Annotated in this window: 19 protein-coding genes and 2 other annotated features; of the genes, 12 read left to right on the forward strand and 7 right to left on the reverse strand. The window is 38.0% G+C overall.

Features of this window, described 5'->3' with window-relative positions; genetic code table 11:
* Nucleotides 1-179: 179 nt before the first annotated feature.
* On the forward strand, nt 180-818 hold the full coding sequence (locus F0527_RS01105; protein ID WP_150283477.1) for a LysE family translocator: 639 nt from the start codon (nt 180-182) through the stop codon (nt 816-818).
* A gap of 52 nt (nt 819-870) precedes the next feature.
* On the opposite strand, the gene F0527_RS01110 is transcribed toward F0527_RS01105, so the two are convergent.
* Nucleotides 871-1290, reverse strand: a complete 420-nt coding sequence (locus F0527_RS01110) for a MarR family winged helix-turn-helix transcriptional regulator (protein ID WP_150283478.1) — start codon at nt 1288-1290, stop codon at nt 871-873.
* Nucleotides 1291-1392: 102 nt separating this feature from the next.
* Here F0527_RS01110 and F0527_RS01115 point away from each other — a divergent pair, with 102 nt between their 5' ends.
* Nucleotides 1393-2379, forward strand: a complete 987-nt coding sequence (locus F0527_RS01115) for a YhdH/YhfP family quinone oxidoreductase (RefSeq protein WP_150283479.1) — start codon at nt 1393-1395, stop codon at nt 2377-2379.
* A 118-nt stretch (nt 2380-2497) separates the two neighbouring features.
* On the opposite strand, the gene F0527_RS01120 is transcribed toward F0527_RS01115, so the two are convergent.
* Complete coding sequence (locus F0527_RS01120) at nt 2498-2962, reverse strand: SAM-dependent methyltransferase (protein WP_150283480.1); 465 nt, start codon at nt 2960-2962, stop codon at nt 2498-2500.
* Between the two features lie 184 nt (nt 2963-3146).
* On the opposite strand from F0527_RS01120, the gene F0527_RS01125 reads away from it, so the two are divergent.
* The 4 genes from F0527_RS01125 to F0527_RS01140 all read left to right on the forward strand — a co-directional run bounded on the left by F0527_RS01125 (nt 3147) and on the right by F0527_RS01140 (nt 7639).
* Nucleotides 3147-4241, forward strand: a complete 1095-nt coding sequence (locus F0527_RS01125; protein WP_150283481.1) for a glycosyltransferase family 2 protein — start codon at nt 3147-3149, stop codon at nt 4239-4241.
* Between the two features lie 170 nt (nt 4242-4411).
* A complete protein-coding gene (locus F0527_RS01130; RefSeq protein ID WP_150283482.1) occupies nt 4412-5590 on the forward strand; it encodes a CDP-glycerol glycerophosphotransferase family protein in 1179 nt (392 codons plus the stop codon).
* 34 nt (nt 5591-5624) lie between these two features.
* A complete protein-coding gene (locus F0527_RS01135; RefSeq protein ID WP_066791777.1) occupies nt 5625-7019 on the forward strand; it encodes a polysaccharide pyruvyl transferase family protein in 1395 nt (464 codons plus the stop codon).
* A gap of 260 nt (nt 7020-7279) precedes the next feature.
* On the forward strand, nt 7280-7639 hold the full coding sequence (locus tag F0527_RS01140) for a hypothetical protein (RefSeq protein ID WP_150283483.1): 360 nt from the start codon (nt 7280-7282) through the stop codon (nt 7637-7639).
* 163 nt (nt 7640-7802) lie between these two features.
* Here F0527_RS01140 and tagD read toward each other — a convergent pair whose 3' ends face one another.
* Nucleotides 7803-8192 (reverse strand): glycerol-3-phosphate cytidylyltransferase, encoded by a 390-nt coding sequence (gene tagD / locus F0527_RS01145; RefSeq protein WP_066791779.1) that lies wholly within the window; start codon nt 8190-8192, stop codon nt 7803-7805.
* Between the two features lie 25 nt (nt 8193-8217).
* Nucleotides 8218-9375, reverse strand: coding sequence for a CDP-glycerol glycerophosphotransferase family protein (locus tag F0527_RS01150; protein ID WP_150283484.1), 1158 nt, complete (start codon nt 9373-9375; stop codon nt 8218-8220).
* A gap of 407 nt (nt 9376-9782) precedes the next feature.
* Here F0527_RS01150 and F0527_RS01155 point away from each other — a divergent pair, with 407 nt between their 5' ends.
* From F0527_RS01155 to F0527_RS01175, 5 genes are all read left to right on the forward strand, one after another.
* A complete protein-coding gene (locus tag F0527_RS01155) occupies nt 9783-10604 on the forward strand; it encodes an ABC transporter permease (protein WP_147195359.1) in 822 nt (273 codons plus the stop codon).
* 24 nt (nt 10605-10628) lie between these two features.
* On the forward strand, nt 10629-11426 hold the full coding sequence (gene tagH / locus F0527_RS01160) for a teichoic acids export ABC transporter ATP-binding subunit TagH (RefSeq protein WP_066791782.1): 798 nt from the start codon (nt 10629-10631) through the stop codon (nt 11424-11426).
* 60 nt (nt 11427-11486) lie between these two features.
* Nucleotides 11487-13034, forward strand: coding sequence for a glycosyltransferase (locus F0527_RS01165; protein ID WP_150283485.1), 1548 nt, complete (start codon nt 11487-11489; stop codon nt 13032-13034).
* A gap of 249 nt (nt 13035-13283) precedes the next feature.
* On the forward strand, nt 13284-14846 hold the full coding sequence (locus tag F0527_RS01170) for a glucosaminidase domain-containing protein (protein WP_150283486.1): 1563 nt from the start codon (nt 13284-13286) through the stop codon (nt 14844-14846).
* 125 nt (nt 14847-14971) lie between these two features.
* The gene (locus tag F0527_RS01175) at nt 14972-17179 is read left to right on the forward strand and encodes a glucosaminidase domain-containing protein (RefSeq protein ID WP_190323354.1); all 2208 of its coding nucleotides are present in this window, start codon (nt 14972-14974) and stop codon (nt 17177-17179) included.
* 66 nt (nt 17180-17245) lie between these two features.
* Here the strand turns inward: F0527_RS01175 and F0527_RS01180 are convergent, their stop codons facing one another.
* From F0527_RS01180 to thrS, 3 genes are all read right to left on the reverse strand, one after another.
* Nucleotides 17246-17731 carry a tetratricopeptide repeat protein gene (locus F0527_RS01180; protein ID WP_150284878.1) on the reverse strand — a complete coding sequence of 162 codons (486 nt, stop codon included), beginning with the start codon at nt 17729-17731 and terminating at the stop codon, nt 17246-17248.
* Between the two features lie 252 nt (nt 17732-17983).
* Entirely contained in the window at nt 17984-18934 is a 951-nt protein-coding gene (locus F0527_RS01185) for a nuclease-related domain-containing protein (RefSeq protein WP_190323355.1), read from the reverse strand.
* Nucleotides 18935-19380: 446 nt separating this feature from the next.
* Nucleotides 19381-21294 (reverse strand): threonine--tRNA ligase, encoded by a 1914-nt coding sequence (gene thrS, locus F0527_RS01190; protein ID WP_150284879.1) that lies wholly within the window; start codon nt 21292-21294, stop codon nt 19381-19383.
* 49 nt (nt 21295-21343) lie between these two features.
* Nucleotides 21344-21568: a binding site (T-box leader), on the reverse strand.
* Nucleotides 21569-21628: 60 nt separating this feature from the next.
* Nucleotides 21629-21852: a binding site (T-box leader), on the reverse strand.
* A 190-nt stretch (nt 21853-22042) separates the two neighbouring features.
* Between thrS and F0527_RS01195 the strand changes: the two genes are divergently transcribed.
* Nucleotides 22043-23038 (forward strand): LLM class flavin-dependent oxidoreductase, encoded by a 996-nt coding sequence (locus F0527_RS01195; protein ID WP_150283489.1) that lies wholly within the window; start codon nt 22043-22045, stop codon nt 23036-23038.
* The last annotated feature ends 32 nt before the right edge of the window (nt 23039-23070 follow it).

A 23070-nucleotide genomic window follows, 5' to 3' on the forward strand; every position in this document is an offset into this window, starting at 1 on the left:
CACTATGTGATGCCCTTCTTAAAGTTGCTCCATATTTGTTTAATCTATATAGAATAAAAAAACCCCTAATTAGTATATTTTTTGTATTAATATTTATAATAGTGAATAATTATTTAAAATATATGCTATATTAAAAATAGAAATATGTGGATGGAGAGATTTCTGAAGGGAGTGTTTTTTTGAGTTTATTTTTTACATATTTAATAGCTGGTCTTGCAATTGCAATGCCTGTAGGAGCTATGACGGTAGAAATGACGAAACAAGGTCTGAAAAAAGGGTTTATGCAAGGATGGGCTGTAGGGTTAGGTGGAATGACGGTTGATTTCCTATTAATTATTGCCTTGTATATGGGATTGGCATCTATCCTTTCTATATCTTATATACAAATACCAATGTGGCTGATTGGTGCTTTTTTCTTAGCCTATTTAGGGTACGATTCTATTAAAAACTCGAATCAAGACATTGCACTTGCTGGTGATAAATCGAATGTATCATTTTTTAGCTCCTATCGTAATGGCTTATTCGTAGCTCTTTCACCAGGAAATCTTATGTTTTGGATTTCTGTTTTTGGCGCTGTACTTTCCGATTCTTATGATATGACTCAACCAACGAAATTTTTAGTTGTTGGAGCGGGGATATTAAGCGGAATCTTACTTCATGATGTTGGTCTGCTTTCTATTGTTGCTGTAACAAGGAAAGTGATGAATCAAACCATGATCAAATGGGTATCGATTATTGCTGGGTGTATTTTATTATGCTTTGCAGGGTATTTCCTATATGAGTTTGTGATAGCGACAAAGAGACTACTAGTGAGCTGAAAAAAGGACAACACCTTTAATGTGTTGTCCTTTCTTAGACAGGATAAGTTCATTAGAAATCAGACTTTATAATAGCTTCTAATGCTTTTTTTAACGCTTCTGTATCGCTTTCAGTTAAATCTTGAAGAACCTTATGATTTAGCTTATCTGTGGCTGCTTCTACTTCTTCTCTGATTTCATTCGACTTTTCAGTTGCTATTACTAGGACATTTCTACGATTGTTTGGATCTACCGAACGTTCTATTAATTCGGCCTTTTGCATTTTATCTAATATTCCCGAGACAGTAGGGGCTTCTAAGTGGACCATTTCTCCAATTTGTTTAGGGGATAATTGTCCTTCTCTCCACAGGCAATTCAACACACCATATTGAGCGGGTGTCACGCCATATTCCTCTAATAGCTTGCTGAAGTATTTAAACACTTTATTTTGACTTACGCTTAGTAAAAAATTAATACACTCTTTTAATTCCATTAAATCTCCTCCAAATTGACATTACCTATAATATCATGGTAACTTTTACAATGAAATAGTTTTGTATCAGAAGTATTTTGCAACAAAAGGAGGAAGATATCTATGGATACATTCAAGGCAATAGTGGTAAAGGAACTACAAGATCAGGTCATTTATGGGTTAGAGGATGTTCATATGGACGCTCTTTCTGAGGGAGAAGTGTTAATTAAGGTAGCATACTCTTCCATAAACTATAAGGATATGTTAGCTGTTCAAAAAAATTCAGGAGTGATTCGGAATTATCCAATGATACCTGGTATTGATTTAAGTGGAACTGTTGTTAGTTCAACAGATAGTCGATACACAGAAGGTCAGAAAGTATTGGTTACAGGTTTTGGTACTGGAGTGAGCCATACAGGCGGGTTTGCAGAGTATGCGAGAATACCAGGAGATTGGATTGTTCCATTGCCAAACAACTTAACCTTAAAAGAAGCTATGGTTTTTGGAACAGCTGGATTTACGGCCTCGCTCTCTATCATCGCTTTAGAAAAGAAAGGCTTGGATGTAAACAATGATGCTAGAATCCTAGTCACTGGCTCAACTGGTGGAGTAGGTAGCGTAGCTTTACAAATTTTATCTAAAATAGGTTACAAAAATATCGCTGCTTTAGTTCGAAAAGATTATCAGGTAGAGGTTGCAAAGTCTTTAGGAGCAACAGAGATCGTTTTTGCACATGAATTAGGGGAACTGAATAAACCGTTGAATAAGCAAAACTTTGACTTTGTCCTAGATACTGTGGGCGGCGACATTGCTTCTGTCCTCATTCCTCAAATTTCTTATGGCGGTAGTATGAGTATGTGTGGAAATGCAGGGGGTATAAAAATATCATCAACTGTGTTGCCATTTATCCTAAGAGGAATAAGCCTTTTGGGCATTGACTCAGTAAATGTACCAATTGAAGATCGTCCTGCTGTTTGGGAGAAAATAGCCAATGACTGGAATATTTCTCAAACCACCTTAATAAATGAAATCTCGCTTGAAGAAGTACCACAAACAATTGAAGCTATTAAAAATGGTCAGCATGTAGGCAGAACGATTGTTAAATTTTAGAGGAACTATCTAATTGTTTTTCAATAATTGTTCCGCTACAATTACATTCAAATTTATATTGAAAACCCGTATACATTTTGCTTGTATACGGGTATTTTTCTTACAGATTAATGGGCGTTTAATCTCCCCAATAATTTTTCATTAAAGAAACGGACCAATCCGGTTGTCTTACTTCACCTCTAGGCAAGAATTCCTTCATTACAGGCTTAATATCAATAATAGGTGTGCCGTCGATTGAATCTAACCCCTTTACAATGAATGAACGTTGTTTTAGTTCAATCAGCTCAACGATCGTGACACCTATTTTATTCGGCCTGTTTTTTGCCCGTTGCGCAAAAATGCCGACCTCTGGATAATTTGTATTGTTTCTTGGATGTCTTGCTTCATACTGAATTTTATCGTCTGAAACCTTATCAAAGTAAAAAATGATTTCTAGATGTGAGAATTCATGAATGCCCCTTAGTGAGGCTTCATCTATATTTTCCACAAGTTCAATTGTTGATATGATTGGCCCCCATTGATCATCCGCAATATGCTTTCTTGTATTGTTAACAAAGGCAATTGGTTCAATCGTATACTGCATACTGATCCCTCTTTCTAATAAAAAATTCTCTCTAATTTAATTATATACCTACTTTTTATTTGTTAATTGTTTTTCTTCTACTTAAAAACCTAATGTTCCCTATAAAATCATTGATAGAAGATTATAAAATACTAAATTGGGATATAAGGAAAAAATGGATATACTATGAGTGGAGGTTTTGGATATGAAAAAAGTAACCGTAGCAGTTCCCGTGTATAATGCGGAAGAATATATTGAAACATGCTTGAATTCAATTGTAGAACAATCTTTAAATAAAGATGAGTATGAGGTTATTGTCGTGGATGATGCATCAACTGACCGGACGCAGAGCATACTTGAGTATTTCAAAATGCGCTACCCATCGCTCATCCAAACGATTTATCGCAGCGAAAATTCGGGCGGTGCCAGTGTACCGAGAAATGAAGCAATCGCCATGGCGCAGGGCGAGTATATCTTTTTTGTCGATAGTGATGACTATTTGGGTGCAGAAGCCTTAGAAAGAATGTATGCATATGGCCATGCCAACAATTCCGATATAGTGATCGGTAAATATGTCGGCGTGAAGGGTAGGAAAGTACCGGAAGCTATTTTTGCCAAAGGAAATTTAGAGAAGGCAGAAATACTAGATGACAGCCTGTTCTATGCCTTGTCAGCCCTTAAAATGTTCAGATTAGAGAAAGTGCGTGCGTTGCAGCTATCTTTTGACGCAGACGCCATTGTAGCAGAGGACCAAGCATTCACAGTTTCCATGTATTGTAATACGGAGCAAATCTCAATTGTAGCTGATTATGATTGCTACTTTGTGACGAAGCACGAGGATGGACATTTATCGGAAAATGAACTAAATACAGATTTATATTTTCGTTTAATGGCTGACATCCTTCATTCTATATATCAAGGTTCTGTCGGAGATACAGAGTACAAGCATAAACTGGCGGGCAAATTTGTGACGCGCATGTTCCGTCATGGACAATCAAAGGATTTCTTCAAGAACAAGCACATGACAATGGGACAAAAGAAAGAATGGCTTCTTGCCTTCTCACGTTTTATCAACGAGAACATGCCTGAGGAAGCAGACCGATACGTGACAGCTACATTTAGTGAAAGATTATACTATATTCGTGAAAATGATTTATATAAATTAACAATTGCGGAAAAGCTAAGAACCTTAACCACAGATGTCAAAAAGCTTAGAAAAGAAAATAAAGAGTTGAAAAAAGAAGTCAAAAAGTTAAAATCAGAAAAGAAATCACAAAGCGGTAACAAAACAGAAGGATGAGAAGAATAGCACAATTTGTCGTGATTTAGTGGAATCCACTGGAACGAATGAAGAAAAAACTTTATAATGTAGAAAGTTATACGGCAAAAAGGTGTGGCGAATGAAGCGATTACAGAAACAACACAATGACGCCATAATATTTTCATTAAACGGTAAAAGAGGTACATGCATTGAAGAAGCTAAAAAAAGTGAAAAAGAAATTTCGGAAGAAACTAGATAGAAAATTCAAAAGAGAAATATTCCAAGCACTTTATAAAATGTTTTCTCTATTGCCAATCGATAACAACAAAATCTCGATTCTTTCAGATAGCCGCAAAACATTGAGCGACAATTTTCAATTTGTTTATGATGAGTTGAAGAGAAGGCATAATTATGAATATTATTTCTTGCTAAAAGAAAGTGTTAAAAAACGCAAAAGATATTTAGAAATTATCCAACTAGCCTATAATATGGCTACATCAAAAGTCATCATGGTCGATGATTTTTATCCAATGGTGTATCCGCTGAAAATCCGTAAAAATGCTGATTTAATCCAGCTTTGGCATGCAGTGGGCGCATTTAAAACATTCGGCTATAGCCGTGTCGGCAAAATTGGCGGTCCAGATCCGAATTCCAAAAACCACAAAAACTATACAAAGGTAACGGTCAGCTCTTCGACTGTTGCGCCCTTCTATGCGGAAGGCTTTGGTGTTTCTTTGGACAAGGTTATTCCTACTGGGATTCCACGTACTGATGTTTTCTTCGATGAAACATACAAGAAAGATAAAGAAGAAATGTTGTATACTAAGTATCCGGAATTCAGAGGGAAGAAAATCGTACTCTATGCGCCAACTTTTAGAGGTAATGGACAAAGCAGTGCACACTTTCCAATGGAGATGCTTGATTTCGATCGTATTTACGAAAAGTTGGATGACAATACCATCTTCCTAATCAAAATGCATCCATTTGTGAAGAAGAAAGTTCATATCCCTGCTGAATACAAGGATAAGATTCAAGATTTCACGAAATATCCAAGCGTAAATGATTTATTGTTTATTACAGACGTGTTAATCACAGACTACTCATCTGTTTGCTTTGAATACGCATTATTAAATAAACCCATGATTTTTTATTGCTTTGACCTTGAAGAATATATCGAAACGCGTGATTTCTATATTCCATACCAAGACTTTACGCCAGGTCCGATTGTCCGTACCTGTGATGCCATGATTGATGAAGCAATTCAATTAAAAGATGTGAAAGCTGTAGATTATAAAACATTTACAGACAAATTCTTTGAGGATTTGGATGGCAAATCTACTGAACGTGTAGCGGATTTAATTGACGCTTGCATGGCTTCCAAGTCTTAACCCCCTATGAAAGAAGAAGGAGTGTTATCAACACATGAAGAAATATTTAATACGCTCAGGGATTACGCCATTTCAAACGTTTAGCCCCGCGGAGATGATTGTGAACAATTCAATTGGCGGAAATGTAGGCAACCTAATTTATGCATACAGTGTGTACCGTACATTAATGACGGATGAGAACGTAGAATTCGTGCCCGATTATTATAAAATCAATCCAAAAGATGCAGACTACATCAATGAAACTTATGATGCTTATCTAATTCCGCTTGCGGATGCATTCCGTAAAGATTTTGTGCCAACACTACGCAGATATACGCAGTTAATCAACAAATTAAAAATTCCCGTTTACGTAATAGGCGTTGGCTTACGTACAACATTTGATCCTAAACCGGATGATGAATTTGAATTTGACGAAGACGTAAAAGCATTTGTTAAAGCTGTATTAAAAAGATCTCCAATGATCGGGGTGCGCGGCCAAATTACGGCGGATTATCTAACTCGCCTTGGCTTTAAAGACGGCGTTGATCATATGGCAATCGGGTGCCCATCTATGTACACATTTGGTCGAGAGCTAAAAATCCGTGAAACGAATATTACGCCAGAATCTATGGTTGCTGTCAATTCTTCACGTCTTTCACCGAAAAATGTGTTAGATTTCATTACACGTAGCATGGATGAATTCCCAAATCATTACTTCATCCCCCAATGGCTGAAAGAATTGAGATTGACGTATATTGGTTATCCAGAAATTCCAAAAATCGAAAATGGCAACTATCCAGGAAAAATTACAGATCCTGTTTATGCTAATAACCGTGTTCGCTATTTCCTAAACGTTCCTACATGGTTAGAATTCTTGCAACAAGCAGACTTTGCATTCGGCGCACGTTTACACGGCAACATTACGTCAACAATTGCCGGAACGCCAAGCTTGATGATTCCAAAAGATGGTCGTATGCGCGAATTAACTGAGTACCACCATTTAACACATGTATGGGCAAAGGATATTGACGACAACACAAACATTTGGGACTTAATTGAAAAAGTGGATTTCCATGAAGCATCAAAATACCAAGGCGAGAATTTTGATCGTTATATCGATTTCCTAAATTTAAGCAAAATCGATCATATCTATAAAAATGGCAACGAACCAACACGTATTCCGCTTGATGAAAAGCTAGCTGGCGTTGATTTACAGCCACCTCTAGAACCTATTACAAGCTGCACAATTCCAGAAGCGGTAAAACGTTTTGAAACACTTTCTGAGCTTGAAAACAAAAATGCACCAAAAGCAAAAGCACCTTCAAGCGGCTCTGCTGAAAAACGCAGACTAGAAGAAAAAGAAAAACAAATTAAACATTTGCAAGGTACATTAAACCGTAAATCCGTTCGCACAGCATTGAAAATTGCAAACATGTTTGCGAAGAAATAAAATAAAGACTGTCCATTCGTTATGAGTGGGCAGTTTTTTTATATTTTTTGATCGTCAATGATTTAACATTTACAGACGAAATATTAAAAAGAAAATCGTACTTGTAATTTTTAAGGTAGGAAAAGTTATTATTAAATGCATAGATTAAGATATAGATTATAGTAGGAAGTGTTGGAGAAATGAATATTTAATTTACTCATCTTTTCAATATTGGTATTATTAACTAACAGGGATGCCGTGTGAGAAAAGGAAGTGTGTTTTTGGAAAAAATCACTTTTTTTATATTTAATATAATTTTAGTATTTATATTATTTTTCGATTTTTTTGTACGAGGTAGTAAACTTATATTTGCATTTTTGCTTATTTTGTTAGTAGTAGTTCTATTATTGAATTTTTATTTTTCTAAAAATGAAAAGTTTAGATGGACAATAGGTAAGAAACAGGAAGCGTTAGTAGAGGCTTTAATTGCTACATGTATGATGGTTTTAATTGTTATTTTTTATTTGTTGGGTGGACGTTCTCAGCATGGGGTGGATCCCACAGGATCTGTTATTTGGATATTATATTTATTAACATTAGGTAAGTTTTTTAAGGATTATAAAGAGAATATTCCGGAGTAGAATAATAAATAACACTCAATATCTTATTCATTCGCCTTTTTGTTTTTTACTATATGTCTGAATAATATTGATAGGTTAAGGGAGTTCATACAAACAATAAAATGAGTAGAAGCGTCCTAGAGAACCTGCAACCAAATAAAAAACTGCAGAGACACCTCTGCAGTTATTTTGTCATTAAATCATCTTTTATTTTCGTTGTAGAAATACCTTCTGTTCGAGGAAGGTAGATCACTTCGCAATAATCTTTTAGAAAATCAAATTTGCCTTCCCAGTCGTGGCCCATGACAAATGTGTCAATCCGATGTGTTTTAACATCGTCAATTTTTTGCTCCCATCTGTTTTCAGGGATGACTTCATCCACATACCGGACTGCTTCGAGGATGGTTTTTCGGTCCTCATAGCTGTAGTATGCTTGTTTACCTTTGATGGCATTGAATTCGTCGGTTGATACGGCAACGACAAGATAGTCACCAAGCGCTTTTGCCCGACGCAAAATATTGATATGGCCGACATGGAGAAGATCAAATGTGCCATATGTAATGATTCGTTTCACAGTAATGCCTCCATTCAATGCGCAACTAATTTCGTGCAAGCAAATAATCAACTAGCTTGCTGCTTGCGTGACCATCCGAGAATTGATTCCACGAAGCAGAAAATCGTTGAATGCGCTCATGGTCAAATACATTATTTTGTAGAACGTATACAAGTTCATCGTCCGTTGATACGACAGGCCCAGGCACAAGATCCTCATAGTTGGTCCAAAAACCACGTTCCATCTCATATTTCTCCAAATCATATGGATAAAAGATTTGTGGCTTCCCAAGGAGAGCGTATTCAAATGGAATCGAAGAATAATCTGAGATGACGCAATCAGCTACACACAGCAAATCATTAATTGGTACATTATTTTTTACAGAGATAATTTGTGGATGATTCATCGCTGCCAAATTTTGCGCCACAGCAGGATGCAATTTAATGATTAATAAATAATTTTCGCCAAGTTCGTTTATGATATCCTTAAAGTCTATCGGAATACTTTGTGCATTGAGCTGCTGATCGCGGAAAGTAGGCGCATAAAGAATAATGCGTTTGCCGATCATGTCGGGATATTCTTTGAACAATGCAATTTTCGCCGCTTCCATAGCATCCAGGTCATAGAAAAAGTCTGTACGTGGAATGCCTAAACGTAAAAACTGACCATCCTTCATCTCAAATGCGGATTTGAAAATTGGGACCATCTCGTCTGAGCCTACTACGACACGATTCATACGATTGTACACACGTCTAAAACGGCGTACTGCAGCGGGAGAGCGAAACAGCACGCTCGCATCCTGCATACCGAACTTCTTCACAGCACCTGCTGCATGCCATAGCTGGATACACTCTACATCTGGCCGGAAATTCGTCACACTCAGAATAGGGAAATAATTATCAATTAAAATGGTCCGAGCTGTTGCCAAATGATAAAGACCTCTCACATAATCCATTATATTAGTTGGACTAAACGACAAAATCGCCTTAGCTCCGGTCCCTTTAAATGTTTCTTTACATTTAGAGGTACGCAGCACGATGAAACCTTTTTCCCCCCGCCTTGCCAGCTCATTCGCCACAAAGCGCGCGTTGTCTCCAAAATCACATAATAATACAATTTTTTTCTTTAAAGGCATTAGATTAAACAATTCAAAAATACATTTATTTATAAATAAAAATAGTTCAATTAACCATTCTTTTCTCATTCATTCACCCAATCTACAAAAACTATCTATCCTGCAATGGCAGTACTATGCCACATATTAATAAATGCAGCTTAATAACACGCAACAATCAGTCAGTAAAAAAATCAAAATGATTGAAGTTTATCTTTATAGTTACTGATTATAGCATAGTTTTGCCGACTTTTTCTAAAAAATACCGCGTGACAAATTTCACAAAAAGATGTTATTGCGCTAACGGAATATTTTCCATTAATATGTTATACTATGTTGAAGTATTTTTCTTAATAAATATAAATGAATTGGTGTATTGTGGAACCTTCGATTGCCGCTAGCGTTAGCATTGTAGCGTAAGCGACAAAGCATGCGATAAGGGGCAGAAGCAGTATTCATTTAGGAAATCAAAACCACGAAATTGAGGAATTAACGAAATGAGAGCACTTATAAAAATTATAAAAGAACAATACCATTCTTTTTATTTAATAATGCGCTTGGCTAAATTTCAATTGCGCATCGACAATCAAAACAACTATCTAGGTTTTGCATGGGAAATACTTAATCCAGCGATACAAATGGCGATGTACTGGTTCGTCTTCGGCTTTGGAGTTCGCGGTAAAGAGAATATCACGAACGGCCATTCAGAAATACCGTACATCTATTGGATGCTCGCAGGGATATCAATGTGGTTCTTCATCAATAAGGCGATTCTAAACGGGTCAAAGGCCATTTATCAAAAATATACGATGGTCGCCAAGATGAATTTCCCATTATCCGTATTGCCGAGCTATATCATCATGGGGAAATATTACGGCCATTTAGCGCTTGTAGGCCTCATTATGGTTGTTTTCTGGATTAAGGGTTATTACCCAAGCATCTATTATATACAGCTAATTTATTTCTTACTGATGAGCTATATTCTCGCATTTGCGATTACACTCGTGACATCAACGCTTACTGTTGTTGTACGGGATATTCAAATGCTTATTCAGTCACTATTACAAGCGATGTTCTTCTTATCACCTATCTTATGGGATCGTTCTACATCGATGCCGCACTGGATTCAAAGTATTTTACAGCTTAACCCATTCTATTATCTAGCTAATGGCTACAGAGCCTCGCTTTTATATAATGACTGGTACATTGTAGAACACTGGCAGCTGACTCTATACAACTGGGGATTAATTCTATTCCTTCTGTTAATCGGTTCAACAGCGCACTTTAAATTCAGAAACCGCTTCTCTGACTTTATCTAAAAATGTATTAAAAGGAGAATTACCATGGCGGAATCCGTGATTATCAAAAATGTAACTAAAACATATCGTATGTATAAAACAAAGGGCGAGCAGCTGAAAGATCTTGTGTTGCCTGGAAAATCTGGGTCTGATTTTAATGCAATAGAAGATATCTCCTTCGCAGTCGAAAAAGGGGATGTTGTCGGCCTTGTAGGCATCAACGGCTCCGGCAAATCGACTCTATCCAATATCATCGGTGGTATTGTGCCGCCAACATCTGGCGAGGTGATCGTCGATGGAGAAGTCAATGTGATTGCTATCAATGCAGGCCTGAACAGTCAATTGACAGGCATCGAGAATATCGAATTCAAATGCTTGTTGATGGGCTATAGCAAAGAAAGAATTGCAAAAGTCATGCCTGAAATTATCGAGTTTTCAGAGCTTGGGGACTTTATCTATCAGCCTGTAAAAAAATACTCTAGCGGGATGAAATCAAAACTCGGCTTTGCAATTAGTGTGACCGCAGATCCTGATATCCTGATCATCGACGAAGCGCTATCGGTGGGTGACCAAACCTTTGCTGACAAATCGCTTGCAAAGATGAATGAATATAAAAAACGTGGCAAGACCATCTTCTTTGTCAGCCATAATTTGTCGCAGGTACGAAGCTTCTGTACGAAGATTGCTTGGATTGAAGGCGGCCACTTACGAGAATTTGGGCCGACTAATATTGTCATGAAGAACTATTCCGAATTCATTAAGAAATATCATAAACTTTCGCCTGAAGATCAAAAGGCTTTCCGCGATAAATTGGCCAATCGCCGCAAACAGAACAACAAGTAGTTTTTCACGGATCGAGGCTAAAACTCGGTCCGTGTTTCACCTTAAAAGGATGTGAACTCAATGAAAAGAACAGTATTTATGACAACTTGGGGCATTAGTGATACGTTGGATGACACAACAAAAGAGTTATTACAGCGAGCATCCCTATTTGCAAATGACGAGTATCGCCCGGTTATTCTGACAATGGATTTTAAAATTAATTATGATGAGATTATTAAAGGGCTTTATGCTACAGGCTGGTTAAAAAAAGAGGTTGAAGTAATAAACGTCTTTGATTATTACCGCCAAAAGTTCTCTTCTAAAGAAGTGTCCGCTGCTCAAAAAGCCCAATATGAACAAAATATCAAAAAATATGAGGGCGACTACTGGGTACAAGATGGTGATACAATAGCACGTTATTTCCAAAACGGCAGTTATATCAAGTATAAGCAATGGGATGAGGATGGCGTGCTGAAGTTCATCGACTACTTCGATGAAAATCGTGTACGTATCCGAAAAGAAGAATACAATCCGAAGGGCTACAAAATTCGAGAGACTTTGTATCACCCAGCCAATAATAAAAAGAACCAAGAGCGCTTCTTTACGCCCGATGGCTTTTGTTACTGCACCAATTGGTTCAATTACCAAACAGATAAGCAGCAAGCGCTTTTCCTATTTGACCCTGCTCATAAAAAAGCGGAGGACTTTTCGAATCGAAAAGACTTTCAAATTTACTGGCTAGAAGAATTGTGCCGAACTGAAGTCGTGAAACCGGTCATCATTGTAGACGGCGTGTTAACTGTCAATCGCGTCATTCAGCTTGATGATGATTTAGCGTATAAAATTTATAACATACACCAAAATCACTTTGAAGCGCCTTACACATTGGGCAGTGACTATAATAAAGCAACTAAGCCAATACTTGATATCGTTTCTAAAGGTTTTCCAATCGTTGTGCCGACATCACAGCAACAGTTGGACTTGCACAAAGAGATTGGCAACAGAGGCAATATTCATGTTATTTCACCAAGCGTTGAAATGCCACGTGCTAAGAATGAAAAAAATTCGTTGCTTGTTTCGATGATTGCAGATTTTACGGCAGAAAACCGCATTGGCCAAGCAATCGAAGCATTCATGGAGGTTGCGCGCGACATACCAGGTGCGAAGCTTGAAATTTACGGATCGGGCGAAGAAGAAGACAAGCTGAAGAAATTAATTAAAAAGCTTAAAGTCGCGCACGGTGTAAAACTTAAAGAACCAGTTCAAGATACAGATGCGGTCTACTCGAAATCAGCTGTCTCAATCGTTACAGCAGAAGCGAAAGGTTTCGTCCAAAGTATTCTCGAATCATTTGCCAACGGTACACCTGTTGTGGCTTATGACACCAACTATGGACCAGCTCAACTCATCCAAAACGAGGAAACCGGCTATCTTGTACAAGATGGAGAAATTGAGGCATTAGCAGATCGTATCAAAAAATTGCTTGATAGCCCAGAAGACAGACAACGAATGGGTAACAATGCACAGCAATTAGTGAAAGAACAATATACACCTCAAAGCTTCTATGAAAACTGGAAGCAACTAATTCAGAGCACTATCGAAGAAGATAAACAGAAACCATTGCTTTAGGGCGATGGTTTTTTGTTTTAGTAGGTGCCATCATTTATTGCAGGTCTCGTGGGCTTTATAACCGTTCCTAGGAGTTTTTCAACCGTTGCCATCAGATTTACAACCGTTCCCCGGAAATTTACTACCGAAATTGAATAATTTAAGTCTTTTTTCCCTCTTCAAACAACAAAAGTCACTACTTGCTGTTTAAATAGCTTCCATTTTCGGTTACAATAGCCATATCTAAAACATCCACCGAAGGGAGTACTCATGAATCAAACAGCAAAAGGATTTTTTCTAGTCTTAACTTTTATCCTCGGCATCACTATCACTATGCAAGTACCCGTAGGTGCAAAAACTGCATACAAGACAACGAAAACTCAGGAAGTTGCTCGTATTAAAACGACGTCAGCCAAAATTTATAGCAATCCAACGAAGCTCAAAAGCTTCAAGCTAGCTGCAAAGACACGTATGAGTAAAACTTATGAAGCCAACAGAAAAACAAAGATTGGCAAAACAACGTACTATCAGCTTACACAAGGCAAAACTAAAGTTGGTTGGTTAGCGACAAAAGATATCACACGCCATAAACGCATCCTGCAAAGCACCAAGAAAACAACAGCATACATAGCAGGGACACACAACTCCTATAACATGCCATGGGGCACAACGAAGAACAAAGTATCATCACTAAGTAGCTCTCGTGCAAAAGAATTCAAAGCTATACGCATTGAAAAGATTGGCAGTACTCTTTGGTACAAGGGTACATTGAACAATAAAACGGTGTGGATTTCACAGAGTGCCCTTAAAACAAATCCATATACAGCACTCAATCTTAGAAAACCATCAAACGTTACTGCGAAAGAAATGCAAAACTTCTTAATCAGTAAAGGGAAGTTACCCAATAATGTATTGTACAAGCTAGCACCGACTTTCGTTACGTTACAAAAAGAAGCGGGCATTAATGCGCAATTTATGCTGGCGCATGCCATTCTTGAAACAGGCTGGGGAAGTTCAACCATTTCCCAATACAAAAACAATTATTTTGGTTATCAAGCCTACGATACCTGTGCATTAACCTGTGCCAAATACTTTCCCTCGGGCAAAGCTGGACTTAGCGCATATGCCTATAAAATTTATCGAGACTATCTAACAAGCTCTGGTGCATATTACAACGGTCCGACACTAATTGGCATGAATGTCCGGTATGCGACAGACCCAGAATGGAGCGACAAGATTGCAAACTTAATGGCTCAAATGAAATCGTATAGCAGTAGCTATTATAGTAAAAAAACAGCAAGCAAAGTTGTTTTTAAAGAGCCAAAAGAGTACAACAACGTCATTCCGGTAGGGAAACCACAGCCGGATCAATTCCTAACAATGCCGGATGCGATTAAAGCGAAAGTGGATGTAGCGGAAGGCGCCCAAATCTACAGCCTGCCTTATGTTTACTCCGCACAATACGGCACCTACAAAAAAGGCAAGGCTATCACTTTAAAGGCCTACCACACAGATGTCCGTGATTTTACAAATACCAAAGGTAAAATGGTGCGCTGGTATCGCATTGACTACAGTGGCAAACAAGGCTGGCTCAGAAGCGATCAAATTGCAGTTTCGAATTTAGGCTTTACCAACAATCGTACTGCACTTCAAAACGACAAGTACACACAAGTGGCATCAGTTAATAAGAATGCATTGATCAAGTTGGTCAAAAAAGATAATAAATATGTTACAAAAACAGACAAGAAAAAAGTGAAATGGTATCAAATCTACAAACCAGGCTCTACAAAAAAACTATGGATTAAAAGCTCTAACCTGCAAATGTTCAACTAAAAAGTAACGAGGTTCCTTCTCTGGAATCTCGTTTTTATTTTGACACAATCTACTATCTATTAAATTCACAAAAATCATGATATAGTTAGTAAAAATCCATGATTTTACTAGAAAGGAAGTTTTATATGCCGAATCCCAAAACATTAGCTGCTTCGATGATTTCTGCAGCTATCCTTGCAACGACTGTTACAACGGCCATTCCTACTATTCAAGCGGATGCTAAAACGACTGTCAAAGCAAAAGTAAAACAAGGCAAAACAAGCCGACTTGGCAGAATTAAAACAGCGAAAGCCATTATCTATCCATCACCAACAGCTACAAAGGGGACAACAAGCGCTAAGCAGCTGCACCTGACATTTTATATAAATAAGAAAGCCATCTACAAAGATACAGCGTACTTTTTAATAAGTAATTACAAAGATCCGAGCAAACCAACTGTTGGGTGGGTTAAATCGAAAGATATTACTACGAGAACTCATACTATTGCTAAAAATAGCACAACTAAACGTTATGTGAAAGGAAATGGCAAAGCGTATACAAGACCTTGGGGAGACGAGCGTAATGTTATGTTTACAACTCTCACCAAAGACAAAAATACACTGTTCCAACCAAAAACAACCGAAAAAGTTGGCAATGACGTATGGTACAGTGGCAAATTAAATGGCCAAACGGTCTGGCTTAAATACAATCAGGTTACTACAACAAAACCATCAACAAGTGAACCAAAACCTGAAACACCAAAGCCAACCGAACCACCTAAAACAGAAGAACCAACCAAACCAACTGAACCAACTAAACCAGTCGAGCCGCCAAAGGAAGATCCTTCTTTTGAAACAACTGCTGTTGAAAAAATCGGCTCTTTAAAAAGTACGGCTAAAATCTATCAAGATCCAACTAAGTTAGTAGATGCCGAACTAGGAAGCAGCTATAGCAAGGAAAACTTCTATGTATATAAGAAGACAACTATCAAAAGTAAAACCTACTACCAAATTAGCCGCGATTCAAAACCAATCGGCTGGGTAGAAGAAGGCCAACTGAATCTGAAAAACATCACCTCATCAAGCACAACAAATCTAAAGTTATACCTGACTGGCTTCGGCTCAGCATATAATATCTCTGATGGAGATACAAATAACGTTGTCTATGAGAAACTTGATGCCTACCGTGCGAAAGCTTTCACTGCTAAAAAGGTAGAAGTGGTAAACGGCAAAACGTACTACCAAGGATCGATCGGCGGTAAAACAGTTTGGATCAATCTTGAACAAGCAGGCAATAACTATATAGCAGAAAACTTGCGCAAAACATCAAACATCACACAGAGTGAAATGCAAAATTACTTAATTAAGAAAAAAGGTGCTGCGATCACTTCCGCTACTCTTTACAAAATGATTCCGGCTTTCTTGGAAATTCAAAAAGAGTATGGCATTAACGCACAATTTATGTTTGCGCATGCTATCGTTGAGACAGGGTGGGGAAGCTCGCAAATCTCTCAATACAAAAACAACTTCTTTGGCTATCAAGCATATGATTCTGCGCCATTTACATGTGCGCTATACTTCCCTTCAGGAAAAGAAGGTCTTGCTTATTATGCAGAAAAAATTTACCAAAATTATTTGAGAGTTGGCGGCGTCTATAATAATGGTGTTAATGTGGCGGGCATGAATGTTCGCTACGCGACAGATAAAAACTGGGGACGCACCATTACACGCATTATGGAAGAAATGAAGCCATACAACTCTAGCTATTATGCTGCACAGCCAATCAGCACAATAGTACCGGCGCCAGTAAATAAAACATACGATCATATTATTCCTGCCAATATGCCACAGCCAAGTATCTTTAAAACATTTGATAAAGGCATTAAGGCAACAACGAATGCATCGACGAAAGTTTATTCAATGCCGTATGCACAGCCAGCACGTCAACTTGGCACATTAGCAAGTGGCAAGAGCATTACACTGCTTGGCCATAATTCAGATGTGAAGGACATTAAAGACAGCAGCGGCAAATTTAAAGCACGCTGGTTCCGCATTCAATATACAGATGCTAACGGACAAGCTACGGACCAAGCATGGGTAAGCAGCGAAAGCCTCGATATCCAAAACCTAGCTGTCACAAACGGAGACGGCTGCAACGTCCGCGACAAACCAACAACAAAAGACTCAAAAATCTTAACAAAATTAAATGACGAAACGTATTTCAAACTCGTCTTAGACAGCAAAAACAAACCTGTCACAGAAAAAGACGAAAGTAACACAACATGGTATAAACTTTATATTCCGGGTACCGATACCACAGCTTGGATTAGCTCTACTATTATTACGAAGTTTTAGAAAGAACTCCGCCTATGAAAGGCGGAGTTTTTTTATGTTTTAAAATGCTAAAAGGATGGCAATTGTTTACTTCCAAATCCGATCTAATTGGCCAGCATATAATTCAATAGCTTTTTTGTAACTAAGAATTTCTTTATCATTAGTCGTCTGTATTAAACACTTTAATAATATCTCCATTGCCTGGCTATGTTCATTTAAATTATATAGCGTCATAGAATAGAAAGTTTTGAGTACCTGACTAGTTAGGAAAGCTTCGATTCCCTGTAGAAAGACATCTTTGGATTTTTCATATTCTCCTAAGGTTCTATAGGAGCTGCCTAAGCCTATGTATGCTTCTTCTAAATCCTTTGAAGGTAACCCCAACTGAATAGCTTTTTCATAGTAAGGAATAGCATTCACTTCGTCACCTAAAAGGTCAAAACTCCAAGCGCATTGATAGCTTAAGACAGCATCGTCAGGATATGTCATTACGAGTTTTAAAAGAAGTTCATTAGATGCTTTATACTCTCCACTTTTTCTTAAATCTAATGCTTTATTCAAATCAGTTTCCATTTGACCCTCCGAATAATTTGGCTTCATTCTCTTGATTAGTATTATATAGCAATTCAGAAAGTTAACACATTTAAAATTTACTGCCGTTGCCTGCAATTTTACAACCGCTGCTAAAGCTTTTACAGACGCTCCCATCCGATTTACCACCGCTCTTCATTAGTTAACTCACGAAATTGAGCAATTTAAGTCCTAAGCTGCTCCTAAATAGAGGTAGTATTTCGAGCAAAATCAAATTAGCAACGCGCAAGAAGATCATTGATAAGTAGGTATATAGCGCGCATCTTTATACTTACCTATCTTCTGAAGCTTCATCTGACTTAATAAGCGGTAGGCTTGCCGAGAATTCGCTAAGCCTAAATATTGATAGCATTCCAAACTTGAAATAGAGGGATCAATCAATGAAAAATAGTCATAGATAGCCTGGACATGAGCATCGCGACTTGTGTGATGGCAATAGGGACAGTACCAATGCATATTTATTCTTCGCATTTGCAATTTACGGCAGTTAGGACAAGCTACACCGTTCAAAACGTCCTTTCTAGAAAGGTTATACCTCTGCAATAATGGATAAGGATTATAATCAGTATGCTGTTTCAATAAGGATTGGACGAGTTTTTCTAGCTGCAGGGGTGACAATGGCTCTTTTTGTACCGGTATATTTCGAATATAGGGTTTAATATCATTTTTCAAAAGAATAGTATTAGCTGATGAAGTTAGTTCAATGTAGCTTGAGGAAAAAGGAAAAACTATCGCGCCGTAAATGGGGAGATTGATATAATTGTGTAAAAAGAATACTTGAAGTTGGTGGGTGTATTCTTCCAGTTGGGGTTCTGGACTAGGAAATGCATGTGTTTCACCTGTTGATAAATGGCGCACCAATTGTCGAGGATTTTGTCTTAATTCTATCGTTCCTTTGATATTCTTTACCTCAAACACAACTGCAAAATTTGTAGTTAACAGCAAAATATCTATTTGTATTTTAGATTCCAATACAAGAGATAAGTTATGAAATACATAATACTTTTCAGGTGAATGCAACTGACCAAGAGTATCAACTATAATTTTCTCTCCTAAATCGCCAGCTTCTATATTTCTCCATTGCCTCTCCAATTCCTGTTTCAAAGGATGAGTCGCTGATAACCGATCACTCAGTTTTCGCAAGGAATCTAAATAATGGGTGGGTGCAAAAGGTTTAATCAACATAAAAATCACTCCCAAACTCAATTGTTTAAACGAGTATATAATATGAAGAAACCTGTGTAAAATGGCTGACAATATTACAAACATCAAATAAATATACACAAAAGAAAAGCATACTTGTAAAATATAGTGAATGCTAAATTATGGCCAACTATTGCAGTTGAAAATTTATTATGCAAATATCGACTAATAGCCACAATGCCTAGCTTCAATGCTTACCATCGTTCTCTGTTGATTTACCATCACTGAGGACACATTTACTACCGTTCATACTCATTTAACAACCGCCCTCTAGAAGTTTACTCCCCAAAAAGTACAATTTAAGTCCCGAAGATACTCGCCCGTTCAGCAATCATGGGATCGCTTTGGAAAAGAAATGGCTGTCATTAAAAATATAAATAAGTAAATTAACAAGGGGAGGACCAATATTAGGTTCTCCCTTGTTTGTTTTAAATGCTGCGTTCATTTATTTGCTTTACAATATTCTCTTTAAAATCCTTAAACGGCATACTGATTGATTGTTTTTCGCCGTGCTTTCGAACATTTACTGCGTTTTCTTTTAACTCTTCTTCACCAAGCACAATAATATAAGGAATCTTTTGCATCTGTGCTCTTCTTATTTTATAGCCTAATTTTTCTTCGTCTTCATCAATTTTAACTCGTACTCCTAATTGTCTTAGCTGAGATTGGATTTTTAAGCAATAATCTAGGTGCACCTGAGAAACGGGGACAATTTGTACCTGTGTAGGAGCGAGCCAAACAGGGAAGGCTCCTGCAAAATGTTCAATTAAAATGCCTAAGAAACGATCGATGGAACCGAATACTGCGCGATGAATGACCACCGGACGAGCTTTTTCATTTTGTTTGTCTATATATGTTAAATCAAACTTCTCTGGTAGCTGGAAGTCGAGCTGTACTGTAGCACATTGATGGCTGCGTTGAATGGCATCTTTAATGTGAATATCAATTTTGGGACCATAAAACGCACCATCACCCTCATTGATTTTGTAAGGGTACCCCAAGTTATTTAGTACGTTTTCTAAAGCTGTTTCAGCACGATTCCAAAGTTCCTCGCTTCCCATTGAATCTTCTGGGCGTGTTGATAATTCTATTTCGTATTCAAACCCGAATACTTTATACACATGGTCGATGATCTTTAATGCAAGAGTAATTTCGTCTTCAATCTGTTCTGGTGTAACGAAAATATGAGCATCGTCCTGGCAAAATGATCTAACGCGTAATAATCCATTTAAAGCACCGCTGAATTCATGTCGATGAACTTGCCCGAATTCCGCCATGCGAATAGGCAAATCACGATAGGAATGTCGTTCATTTTTGAAAATGAGCATATGTCCAGGACAGTTCATCGGTTTTAAGGCAAAGCTTTGTTCATCAACCTGTGTAAAGTACATGTTTTCTTTGTAGTGATCCCAGTGACCGGATTGCTCCCACAATCTCTGATTCATCATGAGTGGAGTCCGCACCTCTTTATAATCATACTCAGCCTGTAAATTTCGTAAAAAGGACTCGAGCTCATTCCGTATAATCTGGCCATTTGCCAAATAGAAAGGCATGCCGGGTGCTTCCTCTGAGAACATGAATAACTCAAGCTCTTTTCCAAGTTTACGGTGATTTCGCTTTTCTGCTTCTTCTAGAAAGACGAAATAGTCACGTAGCTCATCCTTTGTTGCAAAAGCGACACCATAGATGCGTTGAAGCATTTTATTATTACTATCGCCTCGCCAATATGCCCCAGACACTTTTGTTAATTTAAAATGCTGGATCTTACCTGTAGAAGGTATATGGGGACCCCGGCATAAATCATAAAAGTCACCCTGTTCATAAACAGTAACTGTTTCATCCTGTGGAATGTCTTCTAACAACTCAAGTTTTAATGGATCATGCGCAAATAATTGCTTAGCTTTCTCGCGTGAAACTTCCTTTCGATTTATCTGCACGTTTTCATTAATGATTTGTTTCATGACCTTTTCTATTTGAGGTAAATCACTTGGAGTGATAGGGGAATCCAGCTCCACATCATAATAAAAACCATCTTCAATGACAGGACCAATTCCAAAATGAATAGAAGGATATATGCGTTTTAATGCGTGCGCCAATAAGTGGGCTGTTGAATGGCGAACCACTGCTATTCCTTCTTTTGAAGCTGCATCATATAAGGAAATCTGTGCATCTTCTGTAATCGGACGTGCTACATCTGTAGGTATCCCATTTACATAACCGACAATTGTCTTTTTAGAAAGACTGGGGCTAATGGAGTTGGCAATATCTGTTAGTGTTAGGCCTCGTTCGTATTGCTGTTGTTTGCCATCTGGAAATTGAATTTGTATAAATTGATCATTCATCATGTTAAACACTCCTATTTTTATAATAAAAAAACACACGCATCCCTAAACAAGGGACGAGTGTGTTGTTAACCCGTGGTTCCACCCAACTTTCCATACGCTAAAGAATAGCCTATGGCTCTGGTGCTGTAACGTAGCATAGACGGTATTGGATACTACATTCCCCAATACAGCTCAAAGGTGGTAAATTATTTTCCTAAGCTAGGAAGATTTCAGCAAAACTTCCCTCTCTGTAAACCGTAAAAATAATTCCTGTCCTTATCATCGCTTTTGAATTTTTCATGCCAATCAATGGAATCCTCCGTTAAATACAAAAAAACGCACGCATCCCTAATAAAGGGACGAGTACGTTTTAACCCGTGGTTCCACCCAACTTCCCATAAGTTAGAAAACAACTTATGGCTTTGGTGCTGTAACGTAGCATAGACGGTACCGGATACTAGATTCCCCGATACAGCTCAAAGGTGGTAAATTACTCTCCTGCGTTAGGAAGATTTCAGCAAAACTTCCCTCTCTGTAAACCGTAAAAGTGATTCATGTCCTTATCAGTGCTTCTTTAGAATTAAAATTATTATATATATTATGATAAGTAGAACTATTTAGCAACACCTATTTTAATTATGAACAATTTATTATCTTAACCTCCTCACCAATCCAATCATTTTACATCCCCTTAAACTTCCGCTAGCATTATGACGTATAAATATCACATTTACACAGATAGATGAAAAAAGGAAGGATGAGTAACATGAGACTCTCTATTCTAGATCAAGCGCCGATTCCAAAAGGGGCTAAACCGGCACAGGCTTTAAAAAACAGCGAAACATTGGCGATTCTTGGCGAAGAGCTAGGCTATCACCGTATGTGGATGGCAGAGCATCATAACGGGCAATCGCTTGCAAGCTCTGCGCCTGAAGTAACAGCGGCTCACTTGGCTGCTAAAACAAACCGTATTCGTATCGGCACAGGCGGCATCATGATGATGCATTACTCACCATTAAAAGTAGCGGAAGTGTTCAAAACATTAAGCGCACTGTCACCTGGCCGCATCGACTTTGGCGTTGGACGCGCACCAGGCGGGGATACTTATGCTATTTATGCGATGGCAAAAGGTAAACGACCTGAGATGACGGATCAATATAAAGAAATTGAAACAACCCTTAAGTTAATGAACGATCAAAAATCAGGCATTTCTGTCTATGATTCAGTCGTGGCGACACCAGCGCAAGTGGAACTTCCTGAAGCATGGTTATTAGGCTCGACTGGTAATAGTGCCGTACGAGCAGGTCGCATGGGTATGGGTTACTCCTTTGCTCAATTCTTCAATGGCGGGATGACAAGAGAAATCTTCGACACATATCGCGCTAATTTCGAGCCTTCATACTTTATGGAAACACCAGAAATTTTGGTGACATATGCGACAACTGTAGCGGAAACAAAAGAAGAAGCAGAATTTTTAGCGATGCCGATTGATATTTCTAGACTACAGCTGATGCAAGGTAATTTAATTCAAACCTTGTCACCAGAAGAAGCAAAAGATTATCCATTAACTGAAATGGACAAAATGATGATTGAAGAAAACCGCAAATTGCATCTAGTCGGAACACCGAAGGAAGTAGGCGATATTATTCGCCGAGACCAAGAGCAATACGGTTTTGACGAAGCGATGTTCAATTGCAACCAATTCAGCATCGAAAGCCGAAAACAAAGCTACACACTATTAGCAAAAGAATTATTGGATTAATTTATATCCACAGCAGAAGCAGGGCAAATATG

The sequence above is a fragment of the Rummeliibacillus sp. TYF-LIM-RU47 genome (genome assembly GCF_008638315.1).
Classification (GTDB): domain Bacteria; phylum Bacillota; class Bacilli; order Bacillales_A; family Planococcaceae; genus Rummeliibacillus; species Rummeliibacillus stabekisii.